Source organism: Novosphingobium sp., assembly GCF_025351285.1.
Taxonomy (GTDB): Bacteria; Pseudomonadota; Alphaproteobacteria; order Sphingomonadales; family Sphingomonadaceae; genus Novosphingobium.
In genome coordinates this window covers 1-3721 of record NZ_JANXWG010000046.1, presented here as the reverse complement: position 1 = coordinate 3721, position 3721 = coordinate 1, and the positions used below count along the sequence as shown (strand labels likewise).

Here is a 3721-nt window from a genome sequence, read left to right as displayed (position 1 = left end):
CTCTTAATCAGCGGGTCCTTGGTTCGAGCCCAAGTGCGTCCACCATATCACACAACTGTCAGTCGATTGTTCGATACGCCCTTGGATGGGCGCTGTGCACGCTTGAACCTTGCGAAGTTCAAGCCTTGCATGAACACCGCGAGCCTCAACCAAGCTATCGACGATGCACTTCATCGGTTAGGGACAGGTTCAAAGTCCATCGCCGAGCAGACGTGAGAATTGTTCAGGCGATTGCGACGGTATCGGAAACCACGCGGCGTCTGCGTGGTTTCCGATGCCGGCGGCTTGTGGCTGATGGCATCAGGAGTGTTTGATGAAACGATTGATCGCATTCGATCTCGACGGCACGCTTGCCGAAAGCAAGCAGGCGCTCGACCCCGACATGGCCGCGTTGCTTGGCCGGCTCACCAACGCATTCGACGTGGCGGTGATGTCTGGTGGCGACTGGCCGCAGTTCGAGGCGCAACTGGTCGGACAGTTGCCCGCCGAAGCAGATCTGGCGCGGCTTTACCTGCTGCCCACATCGGGCACCAAGCTCTATCGCCATGCCGGCACCTGGCAGCCGATCTATGCCGATGCGCTGACCATCGACGAGCGTGCGGCAGTCATCCATGCACTCGACCGGGTCATCGCGGATCTCGATCTCGAGAGTGCGCAAAGTTGGGGCCCACGGATCGAGGACCGGGGGACGCAGATTACCTTTTCCGCATTGGGCCAGCAGGCGCCGGTCGACGCCAAGCACGCCTGGGACCCCGACATGTCGCGCCGCAGGCAGATCCAGGCCTCGCTGACCCCTATGCTTCCCGGTTTCGAAGTGCGGACCGGCGGCTCGACTTCGATCGACATCACACGCGAGGGTGTCGACAAGGGCACAGGCATCACCCGGCTGTCGCACGAAATCGGCATGCCGCTATCGGCCATGCTGTTCATGGGCGATGCGCTCTACCCCGGTGGCAATGACTATGCGGTGACCGAAGTGGGCGTGGATTCAATCCTGGTCCGCGATATCGAGGACACGCGGCGGATTATCCAGACGATCCTGCTGCTGACGCGGTAACGGCTGGGCCATCGCAGTCTTTGCATGCCGCATCGCAATCGGAATGGGCGCGATCGCCAGCATGTTCGGCTCTGCTTGGCGGCCATCCCGGCTGCAACCGCGACGAGGGTATACCGATCGTGTCGATCACACACGACGATGATATGCGCCGCAATGTGATTTTACTATTGCGGCACACATCATGATGTGAAATAGTCTGCATATGTCTACAGAACTTATCAATCGAATCCGCCGCCTCGTTATCGATGGCGGTATGTCACGGTCTGGGCTGGCGCGCGCCGCGGGGCTTCATGCCAATACGCTGCGCGACATGACAGAGCCGAGCTGGAATCCCACGGCCGATACCCTGGCCAAGCTCGAACGGTTCATTTCGGACAGCGACGATACGCCCGCCCTCGTCCCGATCGAAGAAATCATCGAGGAAGCACGCAACGGCCGGATGTTCATCCTGGTCGACGATGAAGACCGCGAAAACGAAGGCGATCTTGTCATCCCGGCGCAAATGGCAACGCCCGATGCGGTGAACTTCATGGCCACGCACGGGCGCGGCTTGATCTGCCTGACGCTGACCCGCACGCGCGTGGAACAGCTTGGCCTCGAACTGATGAGCCGCAACAACGGCACGCGCCATGAAACCGCATTCACCGTGTCGATCGAAGCAGTCGAAGGCGTAACCACCGGGATTTCCGCCGGGGACCGCGCCCGCACCGTCTCGGTTGCGATCGACGCTTCGAAAACGCGCGACGACATCGTCACGCCCGGCCACGTCTTCCCGCTCATCGCGCGCGACGGTGGCGTGCTGGTGCGCGCCGGACATACCGAGGCTGCGGTCGATATCAGCCGGCTTGCCGGGCTCAACCCGTCGGGCGTGATCTGCGAGATCATGAACGGCGATGGCACGATGGCGCGGATGGACGATCTGATCCCGTTCGCCCGCAAGCACGGCCTGAAAATGGGCACCATCCGCGATCTGATCGAATATCGACGCCGCCACGACCACCTGGTTGAATGCGTATCGGTGGCGCCGTTCACGTCCGATTACGGCGGCGACTGGACGATCCGCACATATCGCGACAAGGTCGATGGATCGATCCATCTGGTCCTGCAGAAGGGCGCCATCACGCCCGATCGTCCGACGCTGGTGCGCATGCACGGCATATCGATCCTTTCTGACGTGCTGGGTGCTCCGGGGCCGCGCAAGCGCATTCTCCAGCGCTCGATGGACGAAATCGGCAAGGCCGGCGCGGGCTTGATCGTGCTGCTGATGCCGAACGATCCAGCGCATCTGATCGACGAAGTTTGCGGCAGCACCAAGGGCGCCATGGACCTGCGCAACTACGGCATCGGCGCGCAAATCCTGGCCGATCTCAACGTGCATGAAATGGTGCTGCTGACCAACGCGCATCGTAATGTCGTCGCCATCGAGGGTTACGGACTCAACATTGTCGGCGAGAAGCCGTTCAGCGAGGACTGAGTACCCATGGCCAAGTTCCTGATTGTCGAAGCCCGCTTTTACGACCACCTCAACGATATGCTGATCGCCGGCGCCAAGGCGGCGATCAAGGCTGCCGGACATTCATGCGATGTCGTGACGGTACCCGGCGCGCTGGAAATACCCGGTGCGATTGCGCTGGCAGACCAGCCTGGCATTTACGACGGCTATGTCGCGATTGGCGTGGTCATCCGCGGCGAAACCTATCACTTCGAAATCGTGGCCGGCGAAAGCGCGCGCGGGATCATGGCGCTGACGATGGATGGCATCGCGATCGGCAACGGCATCCTGACGGTCGAAAACGAAGACCAGGCCCTCGTCCGCGCCGATCCGGCGCAGAAGGACAAGGGCGGCGAAGCGGCGAAGGCAGCAATCGCCCTGCTGAAGCTGCGCGAGCGCTGGAACTAGACGGAACGCGCGGCGCGAAGCCAATCTTTTGCATGACCATGTGGAACGGTGGTGCCGCTCAGGTGACTGACTCGTTATGCTGCAACCAAATCCTGATGGAGGCGAGTTGGACTGAGGCGAGGTAGTTGGTAGCGCGTTTCTCGTATTGGGTAGAGACGGCGCGGAAATGTTTGGGTTTGCTGGCGAAGTGCTCGACTAACTTGCGACAGCGACTGAGGAACGGGCTGAACGCCGGGATGCGTTTGCGGTTGGGCGTCGGCTTGATGCAGGCCCATGTGCCGCGTGCAGCCAGGGTCGCGCGCATTGCATCGCTGTCGAAAGCGTGGTCGCCGAGAAGAACATCGCCCTCGCCAAGACCGTCGAGCATGTCGTCGGCGCTGCACCCGTCAGACGCTTGTCCTCCGTGCAGCTTGAGCCCGATAGGCAAGCCGAACGCATCGATCAGGGCGGGGATGTTGGTCGTCAGGCCACCGCGCGAGCGCCCAATGCAACGGGATGGGTCGTCCTTTTTTTGGCCTTGGCGGCGTGCTGGTGGACGCGAATCGACGACCTATCGATCATCTGGATGTCGCCCTCATAAGCCGCTGATACAGCCTGCAATATCCGCGCCCAATGGCCCGCTATGGACTTGTAACGGTTTCGTGCCGGTCACCTATCTCATTATGCCACCTTGGCCTCGAATGCGAGCGGGCTGATCCCGGCCAGATATGAGTGACGCCGCCGCGTGTTGTAGAACCCGTTGATGTACTGGAAGATCGCTGCCT

Annotated in this window: 4 protein-coding genes and 1 pseudogene; 3 read left to right on the top strand and 2 right to left on the bottom strand. The window is 61.2% G+C overall.

Annotation, left to right across the window (positions count from 1 at the left end):
- The first annotated feature begins 313 nt into the window (after positions 1 to 313).
- The 3 genes from Q0R16_RS05455 to ribH all read left to right on the top strand — a co-directional run bounded on the left by Q0R16_RS05455 (position 314) and on the right by ribH (position 2957).
- The gene (locus Q0R16_RS05455; RefSeq protein ID WP_295633192.1) at positions 314 to 1057 is read left to right on the top strand and encodes an HAD-IIB family hydrolase; all 744 of its coding nucleotides are present in this window, start codon (positions 314 to 316) and stop codon (positions 1055 to 1057) included.
- 202 nt (positions 1058 to 1259) lie between these two features.
- On the top strand, positions 1260 to 2531 hold the full coding sequence (gene ribB, locus Q0R16_RS05450; RefSeq protein WP_295633189.1) for a 3,4-dihydroxy-2-butanone-4-phosphate synthase: 1272 nt from the start codon (positions 1260 to 1262) through the stop codon (positions 2529 to 2531).
- Positions 2532 to 2537: 6 nt separating this feature from the next.
- Positions 2538 to 2957, top strand: a complete 420-nt coding sequence (gene ribH, locus Q0R16_RS05445; RefSeq protein WP_295633185.1) for a 6,7-dimethyl-8-ribityllumazine synthase — start codon at positions 2538 to 2540, stop codon at positions 2955 to 2957.
- Positions 2958 to 3015: 58 nt separating this feature from the next.
- Here ribH and Q0R16_RS05440 read toward each other — a convergent pair.
- Together Q0R16_RS05440 and Q0R16_RS19535 are read right to left on the bottom strand one after the other, a co-directional pair.
- A pseudogene (locus tag Q0R16_RS05440) lies at positions 3016 to 3477 on the bottom strand (IS5 family transposase); the annotation flags it as partial.
- A gap of 140 nt (positions 3478 to 3617) precedes the next feature.
- The coding region (locus Q0R16_RS19535; RefSeq protein WP_366857042.1) for an IS3 family transposase at positions 3618 to 3721 on the bottom strand (104 nt) is incomplete at its 5' end.

Bases quoted from the DNA above. Each gene is read 5' to 3' on its own strand.
- Q0R16_RS05455 (WP_295633192.1), top strand. From the start codon at position 314: ATGAAACGATTGATCGCATTCGATCTCGACGGCACGCTTGCCGAAAGC.
- ribB (WP_295633189.1), top strand. From the start codon at position 1,260: ATGTCTACAGAACTTATCAATCGAATCCGCCGCCTCGTTATCGATGGC.
- ribH (WP_295633185.1), top strand. From the start codon at position 2,538: ATGGCCAAGTTCCTGATTGTCGAAGCCCGCTTTTACGACCACCTCAAC.